The organism is Streptomyces purpureus, from assembly GCF_014648195.1.
GTDB classification, from domain to species: Bacteria; Actinomycetota; Actinomycetes; order Streptomycetales; family Streptomycetaceae; genus Streptomyces; species Streptomyces purpureus.
Map to the genome: position 1 here is coordinate 66,183 of NZ_BMQQ01000012.1, position 20,902 is coordinate 87,084.

23 protein-coding genes and 1 pseudogene are annotated in these 20,902 nt (G+C 71.1%); 8 read left to right on the forward strand and 16 right to left on the reverse strand.

All coding sequences use genetic code 11. From position 1 onward, the window contains the following. Positions 1 to 3: 3 nt before the first annotated feature. Positions 4 to 696 (reverse strand): DedA family protein, encoded by a 693-nt coding sequence (locus tag IEZ01_RS17070; protein ID WP_019888408.1) that lies wholly within the window; start codon positions 694 to 696, stop codon positions 4 to 6. Between the two features lie 126 nt (positions 697 to 822). Here IEZ01_RS17070 and IEZ01_RS17075 point away from each other — a divergent pair, with 126 nt between their 5' ends. Further along, on the forward strand, positions 823 to 1,188 hold the full coding sequence (locus tag IEZ01_RS17075) for a YbjQ family protein (RefSeq protein ID WP_019888406.1): 366 nt from the start codon (positions 823 to 825) through the stop codon (positions 1,186 to 1,188). 84 nt (positions 1,189 to 1,272) lie between these two features. Here IEZ01_RS17075 and IEZ01_RS17080 read toward each other — a convergent pair whose 3' ends face one another. Then, the gene (locus tag IEZ01_RS17080) at positions 1,273 to 2,031 is read right to left on the reverse strand and encodes a MerR family transcriptional regulator (protein WP_189202437.1); all 759 of its coding nucleotides are present in this window, start codon (positions 2,029 to 2,031) and stop codon (positions 1,273 to 1,275) included. Between the two features lie 101 nt (positions 2,032 to 2,132). On the opposite strand from IEZ01_RS17080, the gene IEZ01_RS17085 reads away from it, so the two are divergent. Continuing rightward, on the forward strand, positions 2,133 to 3,449 hold the full coding sequence (locus IEZ01_RS17085; protein ID WP_189202439.1) for an ion channel protein: 1,317 nt from the start codon (positions 2,133 to 2,135) through the stop codon (positions 3,447 to 3,449). Between the two features lie 29 nt (positions 3,450 to 3,478). After that, positions 3,479 to 4,885 (forward strand): glutamate decarboxylase, encoded by a 1,407-nt coding sequence (gad, locus tag IEZ01_RS17090; RefSeq protein ID WP_019888402.1) that lies wholly within the window; start codon positions 3,479 to 3,481, stop codon positions 4,883 to 4,885. A 58-nt stretch (positions 4,886 to 4,943) separates the two neighbouring features. Here the strand turns inward: gad and IEZ01_RS17095 are convergent, their stop codons facing one another. The 7 genes from IEZ01_RS17095 to IEZ01_RS17125 all read right to left on the reverse strand — a co-directional run bounded on the left by IEZ01_RS17095 (position 4,944) and on the right by IEZ01_RS17125 (position 11,999). After that, positions 4,944 to 6,167, reverse strand: a complete 1,224-nt coding sequence (locus IEZ01_RS17095; RefSeq protein WP_229833019.1) for a WD40/YVTN/BNR-like repeat-containing protein — start codon at positions 6,165 to 6,167, stop codon at positions 4,944 to 4,946. 188 nt (positions 6,168 to 6,355) lie between these two features. Beyond that, the gene (locus tag IEZ01_RS17100; protein WP_189202441.1) at positions 6,356 to 7,117 is read right to left on the reverse strand and encodes an ABC transporter permease; all 762 of its coding nucleotides are present in this window, start codon (positions 7,115 to 7,117) and stop codon (positions 6,356 to 6,358) included. Next, positions 7,114 to 8,058, reverse strand: a complete 945-nt coding sequence (locus tag IEZ01_RS17105) for an ATP-binding cassette domain-containing protein (RefSeq protein ID WP_189202443.1) — start codon at positions 8,056 to 8,058, stop codon at positions 7,114 to 7,116. Before IEZ01_RS17105 ends, IEZ01_RS17100 begins: the two co-directional genes overlap by 4 nt. A 77-nt stretch (positions 8,059 to 8,135) precedes the next feature. After that, the gene (locus IEZ01_RS17110; protein ID WP_019888396.1) at positions 8,136 to 8,780 is read right to left on the reverse strand and encodes a PadR family transcriptional regulator; all 645 of its coding nucleotides are present in this window, start codon (positions 8,778 to 8,780) and stop codon (positions 8,136 to 8,138) included. Between the two features lie 85 nt (positions 8,781 to 8,865). Next, on the reverse strand, positions 8,866 to 9,411 hold the full coding sequence (locus IEZ01_RS17115) for a DinB family protein (RefSeq protein ID WP_189202445.1): 546 nt from the start codon (positions 9,409 to 9,411) through the stop codon (positions 8,866 to 8,868). A 175-nt stretch (positions 9,412 to 9,586) separates the two neighbouring features. Then, complete coding sequence (locus IEZ01_RS17120) at positions 9,587 to 11,044, reverse strand: aldehyde dehydrogenase family protein (protein ID WP_019888393.1); 1,458 nt, start codon at positions 11,042 to 11,044, stop codon at positions 9,587 to 9,589. A 91-nt stretch (positions 11,045 to 11,135) separates the two neighbouring features. Beyond that, positions 11,136 to 11,999 carry a Sco1979 family transcriptional regulator gene (locus tag IEZ01_RS17125; protein WP_028797808.1) on the reverse strand — a complete coding sequence of 288 codons (864 nt, stop codon included), beginning with the start codon at positions 11,997 to 11,999 and terminating at the stop codon, positions 11,136 to 11,138. 344 nt (positions 12,000 to 12,343) lie between these two features. Here IEZ01_RS17125 and IEZ01_RS17130 point away from each other — a divergent pair, with 344 nt between their 5' ends. Continuing rightward, positions 12,344 to 12,847, forward strand: coding sequence for an ATP-binding protein (locus IEZ01_RS17130; protein ID WP_040875172.1), 504 nt, complete (start codon positions 12,344 to 12,346; stop codon positions 12,845 to 12,847). Positions 12,848 to 13,025: 178 nt separating this feature from the next. Here IEZ01_RS17130 and IEZ01_RS17135 read toward each other — a convergent pair whose 3' ends face one another. From IEZ01_RS17135 to rpmG, 5 genes are all read right to left on the reverse strand, one after another. Next, on the reverse strand, positions 13,026 to 13,265 hold the full coding sequence (locus tag IEZ01_RS17135; RefSeq protein ID WP_019888390.1) for a DUF397 domain-containing protein: 240 nt from the start codon (positions 13,263 to 13,265) through the stop codon (positions 13,026 to 13,028). 195 nt (positions 13,266 to 13,460) lie between these two features. Continuing rightward, on the reverse strand, positions 13,461 to 13,700 hold the full coding sequence (gene rpsR / locus IEZ01_RS17140; protein ID WP_019888389.1) for a 30S ribosomal protein S18: 240 nt from the start codon (positions 13,698 to 13,700) through the stop codon (positions 13,461 to 13,463). A gap of 4 nt (positions 13,701 to 13,704) precedes the next feature. After that, a complete protein-coding gene (locus IEZ01_RS17145) occupies positions 13,705 to 14,829 on the reverse strand; it encodes a CobW family GTP-binding protein (RefSeq protein ID WP_189202447.1) in 1,125 nt (374 codons plus the stop codon). Beyond that, complete coding sequence (locus IEZ01_RS17150; protein WP_019888386.1) at positions 14,826 to 15,086, reverse strand: type B 50S ribosomal protein L31; 261 nt, start codon at positions 15,084 to 15,086, stop codon at positions 14,826 to 14,828. The genes IEZ01_RS17145 and IEZ01_RS17150 overlap by 4 nt, the downstream gene beginning before the upstream one ends. 5 nt (positions 15,087 to 15,091) lie before the next feature. After that, positions 15,092 to 15,256: a 50S ribosomal protein L33 gene (rpmG, locus tag IEZ01_RS17155; RefSeq protein WP_019888385.1), complete on the reverse strand. Its 165-nt coding sequence runs from the start codon at positions 15,254 to 15,256 to the stop codon at positions 15,092 to 15,094. Between the two features lie 64 nt (positions 15,257 to 15,320). Between rpmG and rpmB the strand changes: the two genes are divergently transcribed. Together rpmB and rpsN are read left to right on the forward strand one after the other, a co-directional pair. Beyond that, positions 15,321 to 15,557, forward strand: a complete 237-nt coding sequence (rpmB, locus tag IEZ01_RS17160) for a 50S ribosomal protein L28 (RefSeq protein WP_019888384.1) — start codon at positions 15,321 to 15,323, stop codon at positions 15,555 to 15,557. Continuing rightward, positions 15,557 to 15,862 carry a 30S ribosomal protein S14 gene (gene rpsN, locus IEZ01_RS17165; protein WP_189202449.1) on the forward strand — a complete coding sequence of 102 codons (306 nt, stop codon included), beginning with the start codon at positions 15,557 to 15,559 and terminating at the stop codon, positions 15,860 to 15,862. Before rpmB ends, rpsN begins: the two co-directional genes overlap by 1 nt. A 341-nt stretch (positions 15,863 to 16,203) precedes the next feature. Here rpsN and IEZ01_RS17170 read toward each other — a convergent pair whose 3' ends face one another. Further along, positions 16,204 to 17,343: a DUF2786 domain-containing protein gene (locus IEZ01_RS17170; RefSeq protein WP_019888382.1), complete on the reverse strand. Its 1,140-nt coding sequence runs from the start codon at positions 17,341 to 17,343 to the stop codon at positions 16,204 to 16,206. A 149-nt stretch (positions 17,344 to 17,492) separates the two neighbouring features. Then, positions 17,493 to 17,805 (reverse strand): annotated as a pseudogene (locus tag IEZ01_RS17175) (IS982 family transposase); the annotation flags it as partial. A gap of 150 nt (positions 17,806 to 17,955) precedes the next feature. Here IEZ01_RS17175 and IEZ01_RS17180 point away from each other — a divergent pair. Together IEZ01_RS17180 and IEZ01_RS17185 are read left to right on the forward strand one after the other, a co-directional pair. Continuing rightward, positions 17,956 to 18,771, forward strand: coding sequence for an ABC transporter ATP-binding protein (locus IEZ01_RS17180; protein WP_019888381.1), 816 nt, complete (start codon positions 17,956 to 17,958; stop codon positions 18,769 to 18,771). Beyond that, positions 18,765 to 20,873 carry an FtsX-like permease family protein gene (locus IEZ01_RS17185; RefSeq protein WP_189202453.1) on the forward strand — a complete coding sequence of 703 codons (2,109 nt, stop codon included), beginning with the start codon at positions 18,765 to 18,767 and terminating at the stop codon, positions 20,871 to 20,873. The genes IEZ01_RS17180 and IEZ01_RS17185 overlap by 7 nt, the downstream gene beginning before the upstream one ends. Positions 20,874 to 20,902: the final 29 nt, after the last annotated feature.

The following is a 20,902-nucleotide window of genomic DNA, read 5'->3' on the forward strand; positions in this document are numbered from 1 at the left end:
CTGCTAGCGCTTGGCGTGGCGGCCGCGCTGGGCCTGGGCCTGGGCCGCCGAGGGGGATTCCTCCGCCTTGGCCTTCTTGCTCTGGGAGCGGGCGCGGAGGTACTCGATCACGATCGGGACCACGGAGATCAGCACGATCAGGATGAGGATCGCCTCGATGTGCTCGTGCACGAAGTCGATCTTGCCGAGCGAGGCGCCGAGGAGCGTGACACCCGCACCCCACAGCACACCGCCGATGATGTTGAACGTGATGAACGAGCGGTAGTTCATCCGGCTCACGCCCGCGATGATCGGCGTGAACGTCCGCACGATCGGCACGAAACGGGCCAGGATCAGCGACTTGGGGCCGTGCTTCTCGAAGAACTCGTGCGCCTTCTCCACGTTCTCCTGCTTGAACAGCTTGGAGTCCGGGCGCTTGAAGAGGGCCGGGCCGACCTTCCGGCCGAAGAGATAGCCGACCTGGTCGCCGATGATCGCCGCGAGGACGATCAGCGTGCACACCAGCCACAGCGGGGTGTCGAGGGCGCCCGTCGTGACCAGCAGGCCGGTGGTGAACAGCAGCGAGTCGCCGGGCAGGAAGAACCCGATCAGGAGGCCGGACTCGGCGAAGACGATGACCAGGACGCCGATCAGGCCGAAGGTCTCGATCAGGAAGTCGGGGTCGAGCCAGCTCGGTCCGAGCGCAAGCGTATTCACGGGTTCCGGGCTCCAGGTTCGAATGCGGGGGGACGGCTGCCCAAAGCTATCAACGCTTCCGCACTGCCACCGGTTCCACCGGCCCCCCGGGATGCGGCGAGCACGCTCGGACAGGAAGCTGTCGCCATGGGTATCGAAGAGTACGGCGGCGGGCAGGACCCGCACCCCGATGTGCTGGTCGTCACCACCAACGATGTGCCCGGGTTCCAGGTGCAGCAGGTGATCGGCGAGGTCTTCGGTCTGACCGTCCGGTCGCGGCATCTGGGCAGCCAGATCGGCGCGGGGCTGAAGTCGATGGTCGGCGGTGAGCTCAAGGGGCTGACGAAGACCCTGGTGGAGACCCGCAGCCAGGCGATGGAGCGGCTGATCGACCAGGCCAGGGCCCGAGGGGCCAACGCGGTGCTGGCGTTCCGCTTCGACGTGACCTCGGCGGCGGACGTGGGAACGGAGGTCTGCGCCTACGGCACGGCCGTGGTCATCGCCCGCGCCTGAGGCCGTCGTCCGTGCCCGAGCCGGGGGTACGGGGAGGCGGGGACCCGACCCCCGTACGGACCCCGCCCCCGCCCCCGGCGTTCGTCACACGTTCCGCACTCCGTTGGCGAAGATCGCGTCGTGCAGGTACTGCGCCATGCCCGGCTTGATCTCCTCGTAGTACTGCCGGAACCGCTCGTCGGCGACGTACATCTCGGCCAGGCAGGTGTGGAACTCGTGGCTGCACTCGTAGTAGAAGCGGCAGATCTGCTGCCGCGCCTCCTCGGCGAGGTCCATGGCGGCCTCGCCGTCGGCGGGGGCGCCGGAGTCCATGACGGCCGAGAGACGGCGGCCCCAGTCCTCCTGCTCCTGCTTCATCCGCAGCCAGTCCTCCTTGGTGTACGAGGCCGCCCTGCGCTGTGATTCGGCGTAGGCCTCCGTGGTGCCCCAGCGCTCCTCGGTCTCCTGCGCGTACTGGTCCGGGTCCTTGTCCCCGAAGACCTCGAACTTCTCCTCGGGCGTGAGGTTGATGCCCATCTTCTTCGCCTCCATGGCGTGCTCGACGGCCTCGGCCATCTTCTGGAGCTCGGCGATCCGGGCGGTCAGCAGCTGATGCTGGCGCCGCAGGTGTTCCTGCGGGTCCGCCTCCGGGTCGTCGAGCAGTGCCGCGACCTCGTCGAGCGCAAAGCCCAGCTCCCGGTAGAACAGGATCTGCTGCAGCCGGTCCAGGTCGGCGTCGTCGTAACGCCGGTGGCCCGCGTGGCTGCGGCCACTCGGGGACAGCAGCCCTATCTCGTCGTAGTGGTGCAGCGTGCGCACCGTGACTCCGGCGAACTGGGAGACCTGTCCCACGGAGTAGCTCATGGCTTTCCGCTCCCTTCTCTCTTCGGTACGGCACTTTTCGGTACGGACATCAGCCTCGGACCTCACGTAACGAGAGGTGCAAGTCCGAATCTCGGGATGTTATGCCGGATTCGCCCATTTATGGTGTGCTCGTGGCTCCTGATGCACCCTCAGCACCGTCTCCGCCGCTGCCGACCCCCGTCCGCGTCCTGCTGCCGCAGATCGTGCCCGCCCTGCTGATCGGGGTGGGCGCGAGTCTGCTTCTGCTGGGGGTCAGCGAGATCGCCGAGCTGTTCAAGGACGTGCTGTGGGAGGCGCTTCCGGACACGCTGGGGATCGGCGGCTTCTCCTCACTGTGGATGATCACCATTCTCACGGCGACGGGCGTCGCCGTCGGTCTGGTCGTCTGGAAGGCGCCCGGGCACGCCGGACCCGACCCCGCCACCATGGGTCTGGGGGACGAGGCGCCGGTGTCCCCCGTGGTGGTGCCGGGTCTGCTCGTTGCCGCCGCCCTCGGGCTGGCCGGCGGGGTCAGCCTCGGCCCCGAGAACCCGATCATCGCCGCCAACATCGCCCTCGCCTACTGGCTGGGCAGCCGCGCCCAGCCCGTCGCACCCGCCGCCCTCTGGGTGTCCCTGGCCTCCGCGGCCACCATCGGCGCCCTCTTCGGCACACCGGTGGCGGCTGCCCTCGTCATCTCCGAGGCGCTCGCCCGCCGGCCCGGCGACCGATCGCTCTGGGACCGGCTCTTCGCCCCACTGGTCGCGGCAGGGGCCGGCGCGACGACCACCGCCCTGATCGCCCACCCCACGTTCGACATCTCCCTGCCGCCCGTCACCTATCCCGGGTGGGCCGATCTGCTGGCCTCGCTGGTGATCGCCCCCGCCGCCGCCCTCTTCGGGCTCGTCGCCGTATACGCCTTTCCCTTCGTCCACGCCGCCTTCCGGCGGCTGCCTCATCCGATGGTGATGCTGCCCCTCGGGGGTCTGACGCTCGGGCTGCTGGGCGCCCTCGGGGGCCATCTGACGCTGTTCAAGGGTCTGGACGAGGTGAAGGAGATCGCCGCCGACCCCGACGGCCGCGGTGCGGGCGCCGTCGCCGCCCTGGCCGCGGTCAAGCTGGCCGCCCTGCTCGTGGCCGCCTCGTGCGGCTTCCGCGGTGGCCGGATCTTCCCCGCGGTCTTCATCGGCGCCGCCTTCGGGCTCTGCGCGCACGCCCTCGTCCCGGCGGTCCATCCAGCCGTCGGTGTCGCCTCAGGCGTACTCGGCCTCCTCCTCGCGATCACCAGGCAGGGCTGGATCAGCCTCTTCACCGCCGCCGTCCTCGTCGCCTCCCCCGCCGTCCTCGCGCTGCTCTGCATCGCCTCCCTGCCCGCCTGGCTGATCGTGACCGGCCGCCCCCAGATGCAACTCGACACATCCGGCGCGCCCCTGCGCTGAGCCGTCCCCCTCTCCCAAGGAGTTCCCCCGTGCCGCTGCACCAGCCCCAGGGCGAGCCCGACCGCCGGCTCGCCCTCAACCCGTTCTTCGGCGAGGCCGATCCGGTCGGCGGCATGACCGAGGCCCCGCCCAAACACCGTCTGCCGGCCGGACCGCTCCCGCCGAGCAGCGCCTACCAGCTGGTCCACGACGAGCTGATGCTCGACGGCAACTCCCGGCTCAACCTCGCCACGTTCGTGACGACCTGGATGGAGCCGCAGGCCGGGGTGCTGATGGGCGAGTGCCGCGACAAGAACATGATCGACAAGGACGAGTACCCGCGTACCGCCGAGTTGGAGCGGCGCTGTGTGGCCATGCTTGCCGACCTCTGGAACGCCCCTGACCCGGCCGCCGCGGTCGGCTGCTCGACCACCGGGTCGAGCGAGGCCTGCATGCTCGCCGGCATGGCGCTCAAGCGCCGCTGGGCCCGGCGGCACCGCGACCGCTACCCCGCCGCTGCCCGCCCCAATCTGGTCATGGGCGTCAACGTGCAGGTCTGCTGGGAGAAGTTCTGCACGTTCTGGGAGGTCGAAGCCCGACTGGTCCCGATGGAGGGCGACCGCTTCCATCTGGACCCGCAGGCGGCGGCCGAACTCTGCGACGAGAACACCATCGGGGTGGTGGCCGTGCTCGGCTCGACCTTCGACGGCTCCTACGAACCCGTCGCCGAGGTCTGCGCCGCCCTGGACGCCCTCCAGGAGCGCACCGGTATCGACGTCCCCGTCCATGTGGACGGCGCCTCCGGCGCGATGGTCGCCCCCTTCATCGACGAGGACCTGGTCTGGGACTTCCGGCTGCCCCGGGTCTCCTCCATCAACACCTCCGGTCACAAATACGGTCTGGTCTACCCCGGGGTGGGCTGGGCGCTGTGGCGCTCGCCCGCCGAGCTCCCCGAGGAACTGGTCTTCCGGGTCAACTACCTGGGCGGTGACATGCCCACCTTCGCCCTCAACTTCTCCCGACCCGGGGCGCAGGTGGTCGCGCAGTACTACACCTTTCTGCGGCTGGGCCGTGCGGGCTACCGGGCGGTCCAGCAGACCACCCGGGACGTCGCCCGCGGCCTCGCCGAACACATCGAGGCGCTGGGCGACTTCCGGCTCCTCACCCGGGGCGACGAGCTGCCCGTCTTCGCCTTCACCACCGCGCCCGAGGTGCGGAACTTCGACGTCTTCGACGTCTCGCGCAGGCTCCGGGAGCGCGGCTGGCTGGTGCCCGCCTACACCTTCCCCGCGAACCGGCAGGACCTCTCCGTCCTCCGCGTGGTCTGCCGCAACGGCTTCTCGACCGACCTGGCCGACCTGCTCGTGGAGGACCTGGGCCGGCTGATGCCCGAACTACGCGCCCAGCCCGGCCCCTTGACCCAAGACAAGGAGGCGGCGACCGCCTTCCACCACTGACCGCTACCGCTACCGGCGGAAGCCGGGCGGGGCGGGCCCGTGGGCCAGAGCAGGCAGCTCAGGACTCCGCGCTGCAGGCCAGCCGCACCTGCGTCCAGCGGACACCGTCGGCGGATATGCCGTACTCACAGCCCGAGCCCGGCTGGCGCAGCAGTCCCATAGGCGTACGGTTCACATGGCCGAGACGCGCGCCCGCGGGCCGGAATGTGGAGCCGCCGTCCATGCTGGTGTACGCGCCCGCCTCGCCGTGGATGGTGACCCTGCCACCGGGTCCGGGCACCGGCAGGCCGAGCAGCGTACGCGGCTCGTCGGTCGAGGTGGTGGTCCACATCCGCTTCCAAGTGCGGCCTCCGTCCAGCGAGCGGTGCAGCGCCCGCATCGGGTTCTTGACCGGCTCGCCGCCCGTCAGCTCGCCCATCTCGGCGGCGTAGACCGCGTCCGGGCCGACCGCGACCGAGACGCCCCAGGGGTTGGTCGTGGGCGGCGACGGGAGGACGCTCGTGGCCCAGCTGCGCCCCGCGTCCCGTGACACCGCCACCGCCGGACGCTTGGACACCGGATCGACCCCGGAGGCCCACCAGGAGCCGTCGGGCTCCGCCACGTCGGCGGGCCGCATGTGCGACCCGAGCTGCGGCCCCCGCGCCAGGGCCCTGAACTTCCCGTCCTCGGGTGAGATCACCAGCAGCTGCCGACGGGCGCAGTCGTCCACGCTCGCGCCCGGTGGCTGGGCGCAGGCGAGGGTCAGGGCACCGCCCGTCGGGATGGCCGCGACCGTGCCGGCCGGCCGCCCTTCCCCCTTCGTCCAGGAGCGACCGCCGTCCCGGGTGAACCAGGTCCGCAGCGGATGCTCCTCGCTCCCCTCCTGGATGAGCGCGCGGCCGGGCCCCAGGACGGTGATCTGCGCCGAGACGCCGTGGGTGCCCCGCACTTCGGGCAGCGGAGATCTGCGCAGCTCCCAGCGGGCCGCGCCTTTGTCCAGGACGGCGACATGCTGCCGGCAGAAGCTGTTCTCCGGCTGCGCTTCGTCCTCGACGCAGCGGGCCAGGAGGGTGAACCCGCTGCCGTCGGCGGCGAATCCGGGGCTGTGGGCCCAGCCGGGCAGGTCCGGCGCCGACGGCATGCGCGGCGGCGCCGGTGCCCCCGCCGCCGGGCCCGCTGCCCCCTCACTCCGCGCGGGCGCCGCGGAGCGCCCCGCGGGCTCCGCCGTACATCCCGCCGTCCCGGCCGTACCCACCAACACCAGCGCCACGACGGCGCCGACTGCTCCGATGTGTCCACGCATCGCGCTCCCCCTGTCCGAGGCTGTCCCGAAGCCGGTCCGCGGTGAACCGTCTGCTTCTGGTACACCGCTCACCGGCTTCGGGTTCCACGATTCGCCCTACGACTTCTCGAGCCCCGGAATGCAGGGACAGTCAGGGAGAGATCAGCCGGTCTGCGTGGTGGGAGGGAAAGAGCAGCCGGCCGCCCGGCTCAGCGGCTCAGCGCCTGGAACTTCCGTACCGCCAGCGGGAAGAAGACCGCGACCAGCGCCACCGGCCAGATGATCGCCGCCGCCATGTGCCCCGGCTCCCCGCCCGGGTTGCCGAACAGGTCGCGTACCGCCGTCGCCGTCGCCGACATCGGATTCCACTCCACCACTGTCCCCAGCCACTCGGGCATGGATTCCGGGGACGCGAACGCGTTGGAGAGGAAGCCCACCGGCCAGACAAGGATCTGCACCGCCTGCACCATCTCGGGCCGCCCCGCCACCATGCCGAGGAAGATCCCGATCCACAGCATCGCGAACCGCAGCAGAAGCAGCAGCCCCACGGCCCCCAGGGCGGCTCCGAGGCCCCCGTGGGCCCGCCAGCCGATCGCGTAACCGACGGCGATCACCACGGCCAGGCCGAGCGCGGACTGCAGCATGTCGGCCACCGAACGCCCCACCAGCACCGCGCTGTTGGCCATCGGCATGGAACGGAAGCGGTCGACGACCCCCTTGTTGAGGTCCTGGGTGACCGCGGTCATCGTCCCTTCCAGGCCGAACGCCATGGTCAGCGCCAGCATGCCGGGCACCAGGAAGTCGACGTACTCGCCCTTGACCTCGCGTCCGCCACCGATGAGGTAGCCGAACATCAGCAGCATCATCACCGGGAAGACCAGCCCGACCACGACCTGTACCGGCTGCCGCGCCCAGTGGGCGAGTTCACGCCGGGTCATCGTCCAGCTGTCGCTCAGGACGTACGTACTCATGCCGTCACCTCCGCCGTCTCGCGTCCGCCCGTGAGTGTCAGGAACACCTCGTCCAAGGTCGGCCTGCGCAGTGCGATGTCCTCCGCTTCGATCCCTGCATCCTCCAAGGCCCGTACAGCGCCCGCCAGGGCCGCCATCCGGTCCGTCACCGGCGCGCTGACCAGGCGTCGGTCCTCGTCGACGGCCGTCTCGCCGGGCAGCAGGGCGGCCGCGCGCCGCAGCTGCTCCGCGTGGCGCACCACGACGTCGATCCGGTCGCCGCCGACCTGACTCTTCAGCCCGTCGGCGGTGCCCTCGGCGATGACCCGCCCCCGGTCCACCACCGAGATGCGGTCGGCGAGCTGGTCGGCCTCCTCCAGGTACTGGGTCGTCAGCAGCACGGTCGTACCCCCGCCGACCAGTGAGCGCACCGAGGCCCACACCTCGGCGCGTCCCCTCGGGTCGAGCCCGGTGGTGGGCTCGTCCAGGAACAGCACCGCGGGCTCGGTGATCAGTGAGGCTGCCAGATCGAGGCGGCGCCGCATGCCGCCGCTGTACTGCTTGACCGGCTTGCGCCCGGTGTCCGCGAGCCCGAACCGCTCCAGGAGTTCGTCCGCCCGCGCGCCGGCCCGCTTCGCGCCCAGGTGGTACAGCCGCCCGAACATCTCCAGGTTCTGGCGGCCGCCGAGCTCCTCGTCGACCGCCGCGTGCTGTCCGAGCAGCCCGACCCGGCGCCGTACCTCACGGGCCCGGGTCCGTACGTCGTGTCCGGCGACCTCGATCTTGCCCTCGTCCGCCCGCAGCAGCGTGGCCAGCATCCGGACGGTGGTGGTCTTGCCCGCTCCGTTCGGGCCGAGCACCCCGTGCACCGTGCCCTGCGCGACCCGCAGGTCCAGTCCGTCCAGCGCCCGCTTCTCCCCGTACCTCTTCCGCGCGCCCTCGACGACGATCGCGTCAGTCATTCCGCTCCTTCAGCCCAGTAGTCAAACTTGACCACTCGACCGAAGATAACCCCGAATCGCCGACTGGTCAAACTTGATTAGTCTTGATCTCCCGGATGCGGTTCACCGGTCCCGTACGGGTTCTCCTGATCGTCGGCGAGGATCCCCACGAAGCGCTCGCCGCCCTCCCCCGCGAAGACGTACGCGCCGCCCTCGATCCGCTCGATCAGCTCGCGCGTCCACTGCGCGCCGGTGTCCGCCGAATGCACCCACAGGTGCATGATTTCGCCGATGTGGCCCAGCTGCCCCGGGCCACCCTCCGGCGTGTAGTACTCCGTGACGCTGTCCCGCCACTTCCGAAGCCCCTCGATCCGCTGCTCCAGGAGGGCGACGGCCTCGTCGCGCGGCAGGTCGACGATGAGGCCGAGTCCCGCGGACAGCACGTCCAGCTTCGTGTCGAACGACTTCAGCGACTCGCGCAGGAGTGAGAAGTACTCGGCCGTGCCCTTCTCCGTGACCTCGTACTCGGTCCGCGGCGGCCCGCCGGCGGTGCTCGGCGCGATCTCGTAGGCGTGCAGAAGCCCCTGCTTGGCCATCTGCTTCAGCGCGTGATAGATCGAACCGGGCTTGGCGTTCGACCACTCGTGCGCGCCCCAGTACTCCAGGTCGTTGCGGATCTGATAGCCGTGAGCCCGCCCGTGCTGCCGCACGGCACCGAGAACCAGAAGCCGGATCGCCGACATCGCCACACTCCCTAATCAACTTTGACTAGGGTACGGGCTCCTCCGGGCGCCACGCCGAGACGCCTGTGGCGGCCCCGTCAAGGCACTACAAGCCCTGCTCCCGCTCCAGGGCGACCAGGTCGAAGGCGCCCTTGCCGTCCAGTGACTCCCGGATGATGTCCGCGTGCCCGGCGTGGCGTGCGATCTCCTCCACCAGGTGCATCATCAGCCAGCGCATCGACACCGCGCCGTCCTTGGGGAACCACGGCGCCGGCGGCAGCGGGAAGGTGTCGTCCAGGCTCGGGACCGAGCGGATGAACGCCTCTGTCTGCTTCGCGACGTCGTCCCAGAAGGCCAGCGTCTCCGGCACGGTCTCACCGTCGACCAGGCGGAAGCTGTCGCCCCAGGTCTCCTCGGTACGCGCCTTCTCGTTCGGCCGGCGCTGAGCCATCCGCAGCCAGTTCAGCTCCACCTCGGCGACATGCTTGACCAGCCCGGAGAGCGAAAGCTCGCTCGCGCTGGGCCGGCTCGCCGCCTGCTCCTCCGTGAGACCGAGCACCGACCGGCGGACCGCGCCGCGCTGCGCCTCCACGAAGCTGATCAGCGCACCGCGCTCGTCGCCGTGAGCCTCCGCGGGAACGTGAGTGACCATGGTGTCCGCCTTCCGGTCCGTTCCGGGAGGCCGTGCGCCTCCCGGACAACCACCAAGCTACGGACCCTTGCGGTCAGTTCCTGTCCGCAAAGGAAAAGTGACCGGTATCCACGCGTGCGTGGGCGGCGGAAACCCACCGTCCACCTCCACGCGCGCGTGGAGGTGGAACGGGGCATCAGAACGGGAAACGGGTGCGGCCGTGCTGCACCGAGATCCACTTCTGGGTGGTGAACGCCTCGATCATCGACTCGCCGTTCAGCCGGCCGATGCCCGAGTGCTTCTCGCCCCCGAAGGGCACGATCGGCTCGTCGTTCACCGTGCCGTCGTTGATGTGGATCATGCCGGTGCGGATGCGCTTGGCAACCCGTACACCGCGCTCTATGTCGCCCGTGTGCACCGCGCCGCTCAGCCCGTACGGGCTGTCGTTCGCGATCCGGACCGCCTCGTCCTCGCCGTCGAACGGCACGACGAGCGCGACCGGGCCGAAGATCTCCTGCGTCATGACGGGCGCGTCGGGTGCGATCCCGGTCAGGATGGAGGGGGAGAGCAGGTTGCCCCGTACATCGCCCTGGAGGAGCGCCGTGGCGCCGTCGCGGACGGTCTGGTCGACGAGCGCGGCGACCGACTCGGCCTGCTGGGAGTTGATGAGGGGGCCGATGTGGGTGGTGGGCTCGGCCGGGTCGCCGACGTTGAGCGTCTTGACCTTGGCCACGAACTTCTCGGTGAACTCCTTCTCCACCTTCCGGTCCACCAGCACGCGGTTCGCGGCCATGCAGACCTGCCCCTGGTGCACGAACCGGCTGAAGACCGCCGCGTCGACGGCGTAGTCGATGTCGGCGTCGTCGAGGACGATCAGCGCGCTGTTGCCGCCCAGTTCGAGGACGGCGTGCTTGAAGTTGGCCGCACAGACCGTGGCCACGTGCCTGCCGACCCGGTCGGAGCCGGTGAAGGAGATGACGCTCGGGACCGGGTGGTCGATCAGCGCGTCGCCGATCTCGGCGATGTCGGTGACGACGACGTTGAGCAGGCCCGCGGGCAGGCCCGCGTCCTCCAGCACCTTCGCGACGAGGGTGCCGCCGCAGATCGGGGTGTTCTGGTGCGGCTTGAGCACCACGGCGTTGCCGAGGGCGAGCGCGGGCGCGACCGACTTGATCGACAGCAGGAAGGGGAAGTTGAAGGGGCTGATGACACCTACGACACCGACCGGCAGGCGGTAGACGCGGTTCTCCTTGCCGTCCACCGGGGAGGGGAGTATTCGGCCCTCGGGGCGGAGCGCCAGCTGGATCGCCTCGCGCAGGAACTCCTTGGCGAGGTGCAGCTCGAAGGCGGCCTTCAGACGGGTGCCGCCGAGCTCGGCGACGATCGTGTCGCTGATCTCCTGCTCGCGCTCCTCGACGATCCGCAGGGCGCGCTCGAAGACGAGCCGCCTGGTGTACGGATTGGTCTCGGCCCAGGCGGCCTGGGCGCGCTCGGCGGCGCGGTAGGCCTGGTCGACCTCGTCGGCCGTGGCGACGGTGATCGAGGCGAGCTTCTCGCCGCTGTAGGGGTTGAAGTCAATGATGTCCCAGGAACCGCTGCCCGGCTTCCATTCCCCGTCGATGTACTGATGGGCCAGGTCGGTGAAGTAGGACATGAGACAGGACCCCTCATCGCGGAGTGCGCGGGCAGCCCGGTCCGGCTGCGCACGCTGCTGACAGCTGATGTCACGTCATCGTACTTATGAGTTACGAGAGTTGAAGGAGGCCCCGGAGAAGGTCACGACTTTCGGCGGGATCGGGGCTGTCTTCCTGTAGACGCTCCATCACCCGTTCGTACTGGGCGACCTCCTCACGCTTGTCCAGGTACAGCGCGCTCGTCAGCTGTTCCAGGTAAACGACATCGGAGAGGTCGGACTCCGGGAAGCGCAGCATGGTGAAGGCGCCGCTCTCGCCGGCATGACCGCCGAAGCTGAAGGGCATGATCTGGAGCGTGACGTTGGGGTGCTCCGAGATCTCGATGAGATGCCTCAACTGTCCCTGCATCACCGCCCGGTCGCCGTACGGGCGGCGCAGCGCGGCCTCGTCGAGGACGGCGTGGAAGCGCGGCGCGTTCTCGGCGACCAGCACCTTCTGGCGCTCCAGACGCAGGGCGACGCGGCGCTCGATCTCCGCGTGCGGGGCGTCGGGCATGCCGCGGGTGACAACGGCATGGGCGTAGGCCTCGGTCTGCAACAGGCCGTGGACGAACTGGACTTCGTAGATCCGGATGAGCGAAGCGGCCCCTTCGAGGCCGATGTACGTCTGGAACCACCCGGGCAGCACATCACCGAAGCTGTGCCACCAGCCGGCCACATTGGCCTCGCGGGCGAGACCGAGCAGCGAGGCGCGCTCCGCCTCGTCACCGACGCCGTAGAGCGTGAGAAGGTCCTCGACGTCCCGTGCCTTGAAGCTCACCCTTCCCAACTCCATACGGCTGATCTTGGATTCGGATGCGCGGATCGAGTAGCCGGCCGCCTCGCGCGTGATCCCGCGCGATTCCCTCAGCCGCCTCAGCTGTGACCCCAGCAGGATCCGTCGCACCACGGATCCGCTCGATTCACCTGCGGTCACGACTTCAGCCTCCCCTTCGCGTCGGTGTGTTCCCGTCTGCACGTCTGCCGCCTGTCTACACATCAGTGTGGACGGAGCACCCCCGAACTCCGAGTCCCGGATTCTGCCACCAAAACGCTTCACCCCGTACTCATACGATTACGGAAAGGCGAAGCGCTCGCCAACCAGGTGAAACTGGTGGGTGGAAGATATGAGCAAGAAACGGCACGGGGGTGGACAGGTCCGGCGCGTGCACGTGCATCTGCCCTTGCATCCGCTCGGCGCATTCGGAACCATGGTCCTCGCGCACCTGCGTACTCGTTCGTGTTGTAGCGTCACAGCCGCGATTCCCGGGAGTGCCTCGCATGGGGACGAATGGATCGACCATGCTCGAGCCGTTACGGCAGGGCCTTCCGCCGATCGATCCCGCCTCCGTCTCCAGCTCCGCCTCGTGCGCGCTGCCGGCCCGTTTCGAAGCCGTACGCGGCGCCCGGACGTTCACCAGATCGACGCTCAGCCAGTGGGATCTCGACGACCGCTTCGACGATGTGGCCCTGGTCGTCTCGGAGTTGGTGACGAACGCGCTGCGGCACGCCGTACCCGCCGATTCCACCGACCCCGAGGCCCCGCAGGATCCGCCCGTGCGGCTGCATCTGATGCGCTGGACCACCCGGCTGGTGTGCGCGGTACGCGACCCCAGCCACTCGGGTCCCCGGACGCGTGAGTCCGACGAGGACTTCGCGGCCGAGTCGGGGCGCGGGCTGTTCCTCGTGGACTCCTTCAGCGACAGCTGGGGCTGGCACCCGCTGGCCGGCACGCTGCACGGCAAGGTGGTCTGGGCGCTGTTCCGGCTGGGCGCGGAGGCGTAGCCGTCGGCCACCGCGGCCGATGGGGCGGGTACGGGCCGTGGGCCGCCTGGGCGTGCTCGCACTCGGCTACCGGTGACCGGTGACCGGTGACCGATAAACGAGTACGGGCCCCGGCTGTGCCGGGGCCCGGTGGTGTCGGATCGGTGTCGGATCCGTGCCGACCGTCGTCGAGGGGCGGTCAGCCCTCGACGAGGTGGTCGAACTCCCCGTCCTTCACGCCCAGCAGCATCGCCTCGATCTCCGCGGGCGTGTAGACCAGGGCGGGGCCGTCGGGGTGGCGTGAGTTGCGCACGGCCACCCCTCCGCCCGGCAGTTTGGCGAACTCCACGCACGAGCCCTGTGAGTTACTGTGCCTGCTCTTCTGCCAGACGACCCCGTGAAGTTCCGTGGCCGCCATGCCGTTGTATGCGTGGTGCACTGGAAGCTCCCCGAGAGATGCATGATGCAGGTGTCAACTTTCCCGGATCATAGCTGTGTTCATATGCCGATGCATGTGCAGATGCACGTGCACGCGGGGTGGCCTGTTGACTACAGCTATCAGGAAACGGACCTCGGGGGCGGGCCGTTCCCACGGGAAGAGACGCAGAGCACGCCCTTCCGGATCCCTCCCGGGCTAACGGGATGTCGACACGTACGGCAGCAGCGCCATCTCGCGGGCGTTCTTGATCGCGCGGGAGAGCTGTCGCTGCTGCTGGGCGCTCACCCGGGTCACCCGCCGGCTGCGGATCTTGCCGCGGTCGGAGATGAACTTCCGCAGCAGGTCCGTGTCCTTGTAGTCGATGTAGGTGATGCCGTCGCGGTCGAGCGGGTTCGGCCGGGGCTTGAGGGGCTTGTTACGGGCGGGCTTGGGCATGGGGTCAGACCTCCAGGAGGGAGTCGAAGGCGGGCGGCAGCAGCTTCCAGGCGTCGCGTCCCGCGGCGTACTCCGCGTCGGTGAGCAGGCAGGAGTCGAGCAGTTCGGCCAGGCCCTCGCGGTCAAGACCGGGCGAGGTGAAGACCAGGTGCTGGCAGCAGTCGCCGTGGTCGGGGTGCCAGTCCATGGCGGCCGCTGCCCGGCGTACGGGCGGCACCATGTCCCAGGCCGCGTCGGGGAGCGAGGCCAGCCAGGGCCCGGCGCTCTCCACACAGAGCGCACCGCCGGCCGCGTCCCAGGCCAGCAGGGTGTCGGGCCGGTCGGCGAGCCAGAACCGCCCACGGCTGCGGGCGGCGGCGCAGGTCAGGTCCTCCAGCGCCGCGTACAGCCGCTCGGGGTGGAAGGGGCGGCGGCGGTGCCAGACGTAGGTGGCGACGCCGTTCGCGTCGGCCTCCTGCGGCAGCAGCGCGCAGGCCGGGTGCTGCGCGGCGGCCGCGGCCTCGACGTCGAAGCCGGCCTGCGCGGCGGCCGCGAGCTCCTGCCCGTCCTCGATCCGGACGTGCCGGGCGGTGGGGTGGAGCTGGGTGAGCAGCGCGCGGTCCTCGTCGTCGGCCTCGTCGTTGTCGAGGACGGCGAGCACGGGCGCGTACTCCAGTTGGCGCGCCCAGGTGTCGGCGACGGTGCGCTGGTCGGTGGGGGCGGCGGCGAGGCCGCCCTCCATGAGGTCGTCGCCGTTGCCGAGGTACGGCAGGAGCAGGGCCGGGTCGACCGCGGTGACGACGCCGGTGACGCGCAGTCCGGCGGCCGCGACGACCTCGGCCATCGCCTTCGGCTCGACGGAGTCCCACAGTTCGACGACGGCGAGCCGGGTCAGCCCGGCGTCGTCGAGGCGGCTCAGCTCCGGCACGAGGTCCTCGCGCAGGGCGCAGCAGGCGCAGTCGTTGACGAGGGCTGTGTCCTCCGTCGAGAGGGTGCCGGTGGCGTCGCGGATCGTCCGTACGACCGTGCCTTGCACGGCGGTCGCGAGGTCGTGGTGGAGGGCGACACTGCCGGGGACGGCGGTCAGCAGCCGGTCGACGGCGGCCCGGCGGGCGTCCGCGTGGAGCCCGCCGACGAGCGCGATGTTCATGACCTGCCCTGCCCCCGGCTTCCGTAACGCCGCTCGAAGCGCTCGACGCGGCCGGCGGTGTCGAGCACGCGCGCGTGGCCCGTGTAGAAGGGGTGGCTCGCCGAGGAGATCTCGACGTCGATGACGGGGTAGGTGTTGCCGTCCTCCCACTCGACCGTCTTGTCGCTGGTCGCCGTGGAGCGGGTGAGGAAGGCGAAGCCTCCGGCCTTGTCGCGGAAGACGACGGGCGCGTACGGAGGGTGGATTCCGGGCTGCATGACGGTCAGCGCTCCTCTCGGAAGTCGACGTGGCGGCCTGCGACCGGGTCGTACTTGCGCAGGGTCAGTCGGTCGGGGTTGTTACGGCGGTTCTTGCGGGTCACGTAGGTGAAGCCGGTGCCGGCGGTGGACCGGAGCTTGATGATCGGGCGGAGTTCGTTGCGGGCCATGAGGGTAGAGTAAATGGAAACGGTTTCCATTACCAAGAAACCGATCAGAGAGGTAGGTCACCCCTTGTCCGCCCACTGCCAGCTGACCGGCGCCCAGCCCGGCTTCGGCAACCGCATCTCCCATTCACACCGGCGCACCTCGCGCCGGTTCGACCCCAACATCCAGCGCAAGCGCTACTGGCTGCCGAGCGAGGGCCGGTACGTCCGGCTCACGCTCAGCACGAAGGCGATCAAGACCGTCGACACCATCGGGATCGAGGCGGCCGTGGCCCGGATCCGCGCGCGGGGGGTGAAGGTCTGATGGCGAAGAAGAGCAAGATCGTCCGAAATGAGCGGCGCCGCGAGGTCGTGGCCCGGTACGCCGAGCGGCGGGCGGAGCTGAAGGAGATCCTCCGCCGGCCGTCCTCCACGGAGGAGGAACGCCGCGCGGCGGACGCCGAACTGCGCCGCCAGCCGCGCGACGCGAGCGCGACCCGCGTCCGCAACCGCGACGGGGTGGACGGCCGGCCGCGGGGCCACCTGCGCAAGTTCGGCCTCTCGCGCGTGCGGATGCGCGAGCAGGCGCACGCGGGGTTCCTGCCGGGGATCCGTAAGGCGTCCTGGTAGGAGCGGTGGTCCCCCGTAGGGGGACGGGGTCGGGGGCGGGTCCGGGAGCGGCGGCTCCCGGGCTGCGCCCAGCGCCTGTTGCGGGGTCGGCGGGCGGGGGCCGTCGGCCCGCGCGGGTCGGCGCCGTCCGGTACGGGAGGGCGGGGCCGGGCCTGGCCGGGAGCGGCGGCTCCCGGAACCGGCGCCCGGCGCCTGTTGCGTGCCGGGTGGCCGCATTCCGGCAGGAGTGGGGCGGGTTCCGGGAGCGGCGGCTCCCCGAACCCGCCCAGGCGCCTCTCATGCGGTGTGCTCGGCGGGCGCCGCCCGTACGGCTCACCGATCCACCGCCGCCCGGAGCTCCGCTACGGGCGCAAGGGGCGGCGGCCCTGTCCCATGTGGGCCCGGTCGGCGGCGGCTGTGCCGTCCTGCCAGCCCGCGAGGTCCGTCACGCCCCTCACACGCGTGGAGACCGTTTCCGGGAACATCTCCTGCGCCCGGTCCGCGACCGCGACGTCCCGCGCCAGCAGGACGGGCAGCAGGCCGTCGGAGGCGCTCACGCTCTCGGCGACCACTCCCTCGGCCGCCGAGGCCAGCCGGTCGCCGATCCGCGTCGCGTACGCCATCAGGAACGACTGCCGGAACGTCTTGGTGCGCTTGCGCCCGCCGGCCCGCTGTCCCGCCTCGGCCTTGGTCATCGCGGCCGTGCCCTGCACCAGGAGCGAGGTGTGGAGCAGCTCGACGGCCTCCAGGTCGGCCTCGAAGCCGACGACCGTGGAGAAGCCGAGCGCGCTGTTCCACACCGCCCGGCAGCGGTTGGCCGCGGCGACGGCGTCGAGCAGGATCGCCTTGGCCGTCTCGTACGGCGCGTCGACGCCGATCCGGCAGGCGCCGGGCACATCGCGCGCGTGCGTCCGGTGGGCGAGCGCCGCCTCGTCCAGACTGTGCCGCGCCATCAGCTCCTGCGCCTTCGCGGTCAGCGCCTCGGCCTCCTCGGGGAAGCCGGTCGCCTCGGCCTTGGCGAGCAGGGCACGGATCCGGCTCAGCATGCGCGGCTCACCGGCGGCCGGGGGCGCGTGGAGCGGCGAGCCGGGGACCGGGCCGACGGGTTCGACGGCCGGGAGGCGGGCGAGGAGCCGGTACAGCTCCAGGACCGCGGTGGCGTACGAGAAGCGGTCGGAGCTCCACTGCCGATCCGGGAGTTCGGCGAGCTGGGCGGCCCAACGGGGCGGCAGCTGCCCGTACCGCTTCACCTCGCAGGTGATCACCTCGGCGGCCAGCAGCACGTGGTGCTCGCCCAGGTCGCGGCGTACGAGCCGCAGAACGTCGGCGGGCTGCCAGCCCCGCTCCCAGGCCCGCCGGACGAACTCCTCGCCCCGCCTGGCCAGTTCCGCATCGGCGCCGGGATCGGCCGCGAGCAGCGAGGCGCCGGTGTCGAGGGCGGTGTCGTCGTCCGCGTAGAGCGCGGCGGCCAGCGCCCTCTCGACGGTGTCGCCTGCCGGCATCGACGTGTCTCCTCTTCTACGGTTCTGCGGTTCTGCGGTTCTGCGGTTCTGCGGTGATCCGTACCCGGAACGACATCCTAGTTACGGAAGGGAACCGGACGACGGACCCGTAGGCGGGGCCTCGGCGCAGCCCCTAGACGATCAAGTCGCAGGCCCTTGCCCTTGCGGCGCTTCTCGCGCTTGAACGAGGGCCGCAACAGCTCGATGCCGCGCATCGCCAGGTCGTTTTCGAACACTTTGGAGGCGAAGCCCTTGTCGGAGATCAGCAGCAATCCCTGGCGATCGGCGACCAGGTCAGCGTCGATGTCGAGCATGGCCTGCAACACCTCGCGCTCGTCCATCTTCGGATTCGCCAGCGCCCACAGGATCGGCATAGCGGTCGGAGTGCAGACCAGATACAGGCGCAGGCCCCAAAAGAACCGGGAGTGGAGTCCGACAACCGGGGCGGCCTGCCCATCCACCGGTCCGCCCCCAACTCATCGTCGATCTTCACGTACAGGGCGGTCAGCAGGGTGTCCAGGCACTCGATCGTCCAGGGGTATGGCTGGCCCCACCATCGGAACGCCCTCCAGTGGTCGTGAGCGCGCCCGCCGGAAACGGTTGGCTCGAGTCATGACCTCAACAGCCGTACGGCTCACCTCCCTCCGCCGCCTGCACCGCGACGTCCGCGCCCTGGACGGGGTCGATCTCGACTTCCGTACCGGCTCGTTCACCGCCGTCATGGGACCCTCCGGATCCGGAAAGTCGACGCTGCTGCAGTGCGCGGCCGGGCTCGACCGGCCCACGTCAGGAAGCGTGGAGATCGGCGGCGTGGAGCTGACCGGCCTTCGCGAGCGCGAGCTGACCCTGCTGCGGCGCGACCGGATCGGCTTCGTCTTCCAGGCCTTCAACCTGCTGCCGCCGCTGACCGCCGCGCAGAACGTGGCTCTGCCGTTGCGGCTGGCCGGACGCCGCCCGTCCAGGGGCGAGGTACGGGCCGCGCTGGAACGGGTCGGGCTGGGCGAGCGGGCCGGGCACCGGCCTGGGGAGATGTCCGGCGGGCAGCAGCAGCGGGTGGCCATCGCGCGGGCGTTGATCACCCGGCCGGCCGTGCTGTTCGGCGACGAGCCGACCGGTGCGCTGGACTCGGCCACCAGCCGGGACGTGCTGGTGATGCTGCGGGAGCTGGTGGACCGGGAGGGCCAGACGATCATCATGGTGACGCACGACCCGGTGGCCGCGTCGTACGCGGACCGGGTGGTCTTCCTCGTCGACGGCCGCCTGAGCGGCGAGCTCGCCGCCCCCACGGCGGAACAGGTCGCCGCGCGCATGGCTCGCCTGGAGACGGGGACGGGGACTCGCACGGGGACGGGGACGGGGACTGACTCGCGGACGGGGTCGGGGCCGGTGCGTGCGTCGGGTCTGGGCGAGGAGGCCGTGGCATGCTGACCGTCGCGCTGAGCGCCCTGCGTACGCGCTGGGCCACCTTCCTCGGCAGCTTCGTCGCGCTCGCTCTCGCCGTCGGGCTGCTGACCACCATGGGGCTCGGGCTCGGCTCCACCTTCGACGCCCCCGAGCGCGCGCCGCAGCGCTTCGCCGCCTCCCCTGTGGTCGTGCGTGGCACCGACACGCTCACCGTCGACGGTTCCCGGCCGCAGAAGCTCGCTCATCCACACCCTGTGGACGCCGCCCTCGTCACCGAGCTGCGCAAGCTCGGCGAGGTCAGCGCCGACGGACAGCCCGACGCCGTCGGGGTCGACGCTCCCGCCGACCGCGTCCGCGCGGTGGTGGGCGACCGGGCCCAGGTCCTGACCGGCGACGACCGGCGCCTGGCGGACCCCGAGCCGCGGCGGGACGCCGAGGCGCTCGTGACCCTCAACGCCCTGCTCGGCACCGCGGGCGGCGTCACCACCTTCGTGTCCGTCTTCGTCGTGGCGTCCACGTTCGCCTTCGCCGTCGCCCTGCGCCGCCGCGAGATCGGGCTGCTGCGCACGGCGGGCGCCACTCCGGGGCAGGTGCGCCGCCTGCTGCTCGCGGACGCGGCCGGTGTCGGAGTCCTCGCCTCGGCGGCGGGCTGCGCGCTCGGCGCCGTGGGCGCGCCGTGGCTGGCCCGGCTGCTGGTGGACGGTGGTGTGGCGCCGGAGTGGTTCGCCATCAAGGAGGGCCTGCTGTGGCCGTTCCACCTGGCCTTCTGGACCGGACTGCTGGTCGCGCTCGGAGGCGCCTTCGCGGCCTCCCGTCGGGCCGGCCGCATCGGCCCCGTGGAGGCGCTGCGCGACGCCGACGTGGACCAGGGCGTGCTACCACTCGGCCGGCGTCTCGCCGGCGCCGCCCTGCTGCTCACCGGAGGCGGACTGCTGGTGTGGACGCTGGCCACCGACCCGTCGGAGCTGCTGAAGCGCAAGACGTACACCACCCAGCCGATGCTGCTGATCACCGCGGCGGCCCTGCTCTCGCCGCTGCTCGTACGGCCGGTGGCGCGCGCACTGCGGCCGCCGGGGGCCACCGGGACGCTGGTACGCGAGAACACGGCCGCCTCCCTGCGCCGTACGGCCGCCGTCGCCGCGCCCGTCCTGGTCACCGTCGCCCTCGCGGGGAGCCTGCTGGGCTCGGCGGCCACCGTCACCGAGTCGAAGGCGGCCGAGGCGCGCGAGCAGACCTCCGCCCACTACGTCGCCACCGGGGAGCGGTTGACGCCGAGGGCCATCCCCGGCGCCGTCGTGTCCGCCACCAAGTCGACCGCCGTGTACGTACGGGAGGACGGCCGCGCCCTGATCCGTACTGACGCCCGCGCGGTCACCGATCCCGCCGCCTTCGCCGAGATCGCGCGGCTGCCCGTGGTGGCGGGCGACATCCGCGACCTGGACGACGGTTCGATCGTCGTCAACGAGGAATGGGAGCGGCACACCGTCGGCGAGCGGGTGACCGTACGGCTCGGCGACGGCCGCCCGGTGACCCTGCGCATCGCCGCCGTGCTCGCGACCGGCACGGGCAACAACGGCGCCTATCTGACCGCCGTGCACGCGAAGGGCGTGCCCGTGGACCGGATCGACGTACGGGCGACCGGCGGCGGCCACGAAGCCGTGGCAGCCGCGGGACAGGCGCTGCGCGCGAGCGGCGGTACGGTCCGGACCGCGGACGCCTGGGCGGACGCCACCCATCCCCGTACGAGCCCCAAGACCCGCCTCGGCCTGCTCCTCGTCCTCGGCATCGCCCTCGTCTACACGGCCATCGGCCTGGCGAACACGCTCCTGATGGCCACATCGGTACGGCGCGGAGAGCTCGATACCTTGCGTTTGACCGGCGCGGTTCGGAGCCAGATCCTGCGGGTCGTCGCCGGTGAATCGCTCCTCGCGGTGACCGTCGGAGCGGTCCTCGGCGCGACGGTCGCCGCCGTCAACCTGTCGGCACTGGGGGCAGCCCTTGCCTCCCTCTCGGCGCCGGTGGAAGTGACGGTGCCCTGGGCGGTGGCGGGCTCGGCCAGCGGGGCGTGTGCGCTGGTCGCGGTGGTGGCCGGTGTGCTGCCCGCCTGGCGGCTGACCCGGCGGTGAGCTGTGGTCGCCCGGCCGCACAGCACAGA

What these genes read in the sequence shown, in the direction of transcription:
- IEZ01_RS17075 (WP_019888406.1), top strand. Translation starts at nt 823, where the DNA reads ATGGGTATCGAAGAGTACGGCGGCGGGCAGGACCCGCACCCCGATGTG.
- IEZ01_RS17080 (WP_189202437.1), bottom strand. Translation starts at nt 2,031, where the DNA reads ATGAGCTACTCCGTGGGACAGGTCTCCCAGTTCGCCGGAGTCACGGTG.
- IEZ01_RS17085 (WP_189202439.1), top strand. Translation starts at nt 2,133, where the DNA reads ATGCCGGATTCGCCCATTTATGGTGTGCTCGTGGCTCCTGATGCACCC.
- IEZ01_RS17095 (WP_229833019.1), bottom strand. Translation starts at nt 6,167, where the DNA reads ATGCGTGGACACATCGGAGCAGTCGGCGCCGTCGTGGCGCTGGTGTTG.
- IEZ01_RS17100 (WP_189202441.1), bottom strand. Translation starts at nt 7,117, where the DNA reads ATGAGTACGTACGTCCTGAGCGACAGCTGGACGATGACCCGGCGTGAA.
- IEZ01_RS17105 (WP_189202443.1), bottom strand. Translation starts at nt 8,058, where the DNA reads ATGACTGACGCGATCGTCGTCGAGGGCGCGCGGAAGAGGTACGGGGAG.
- IEZ01_RS17110 (WP_019888396.1), bottom strand. Translation starts at nt 8,780, where the DNA reads ATGTCGGCGATCCGGCTTCTGGTTCTCGGTGCCGTGCGGCAGCACGGG.
- IEZ01_RS17115 (WP_189202445.1), bottom strand. Translation starts at nt 9,411, where the DNA reads ATGGTCACTCACGTTCCCGCGGAGGCTCACGGCGACGAGCGCGGTGCG.
- IEZ01_RS17120 (WP_019888393.1), bottom strand. Translation starts at nt 11,044, where the DNA reads ATGTCCTACTTCACCGACCTGGCCCATCAGTACATCGACGGGGAATGG.
- IEZ01_RS17130 (WP_040875172.1), top strand. Translation starts at nt 12,344, where the DNA reads ATGGGGACGAATGGATCGACCATGCTCGAGCCGTTACGGCAGGGCCTT.
- rpsR (WP_019888389.1), bottom strand. Translation starts at nt 13,700, where the DNA reads ATGCCCAAGCCCGCCCGTAACAAGCCCCTCAAGCCCCGGCCGAACCCG.
- IEZ01_RS17145 (WP_189202447.1), bottom strand. Translation starts at nt 14,829, where the DNA reads ATGAACATCGCGCTCGTCGGCGGGCTCCACGCGGACGCCCGCCGGGCC.
- IEZ01_RS17150 (WP_019888386.1), bottom strand. Translation starts at nt 15,086, where the DNA reads ATGCAGCCCGGAATCCACCCTCCGTACGCGCCCGTCGTCTTCCGCGAC.
- rpmG (WP_019888385.1), bottom strand. Translation starts at nt 15,256, where the DNA reads ATGGCCCGCAACGAACTCCGCCCGATCATCAAGCTCCGGTCCACCGCC.
- rpsN (WP_189202449.1), top strand. Translation starts at nt 15,557, where the DNA reads ATGGCGAAGAAGAGCAAGATCGTCCGAAATGAGCGGCGCCGCGAGGTC.
- IEZ01_RS17170 (WP_019888382.1), bottom strand. Translation starts at nt 17,343, where the DNA reads ATGCCGGCAGGCGACACCGTCGAGAGGGCGCTGGCCGCCGCGCTCTAC.
- IEZ01_RS17180 (WP_019888381.1), top strand. Translation starts at nt 17,956, where the DNA reads ATGACCTCAACAGCCGTACGGCTCACCTCCCTCCGCCGCCTGCACCGC.
- IEZ01_RS17185 (WP_189202453.1), top strand. Translation starts at nt 18,765, where the DNA reads ATGCTGACCGTCGCGCTGAGCGCCCTGCGTACGCGCTGGGCCACCTTC.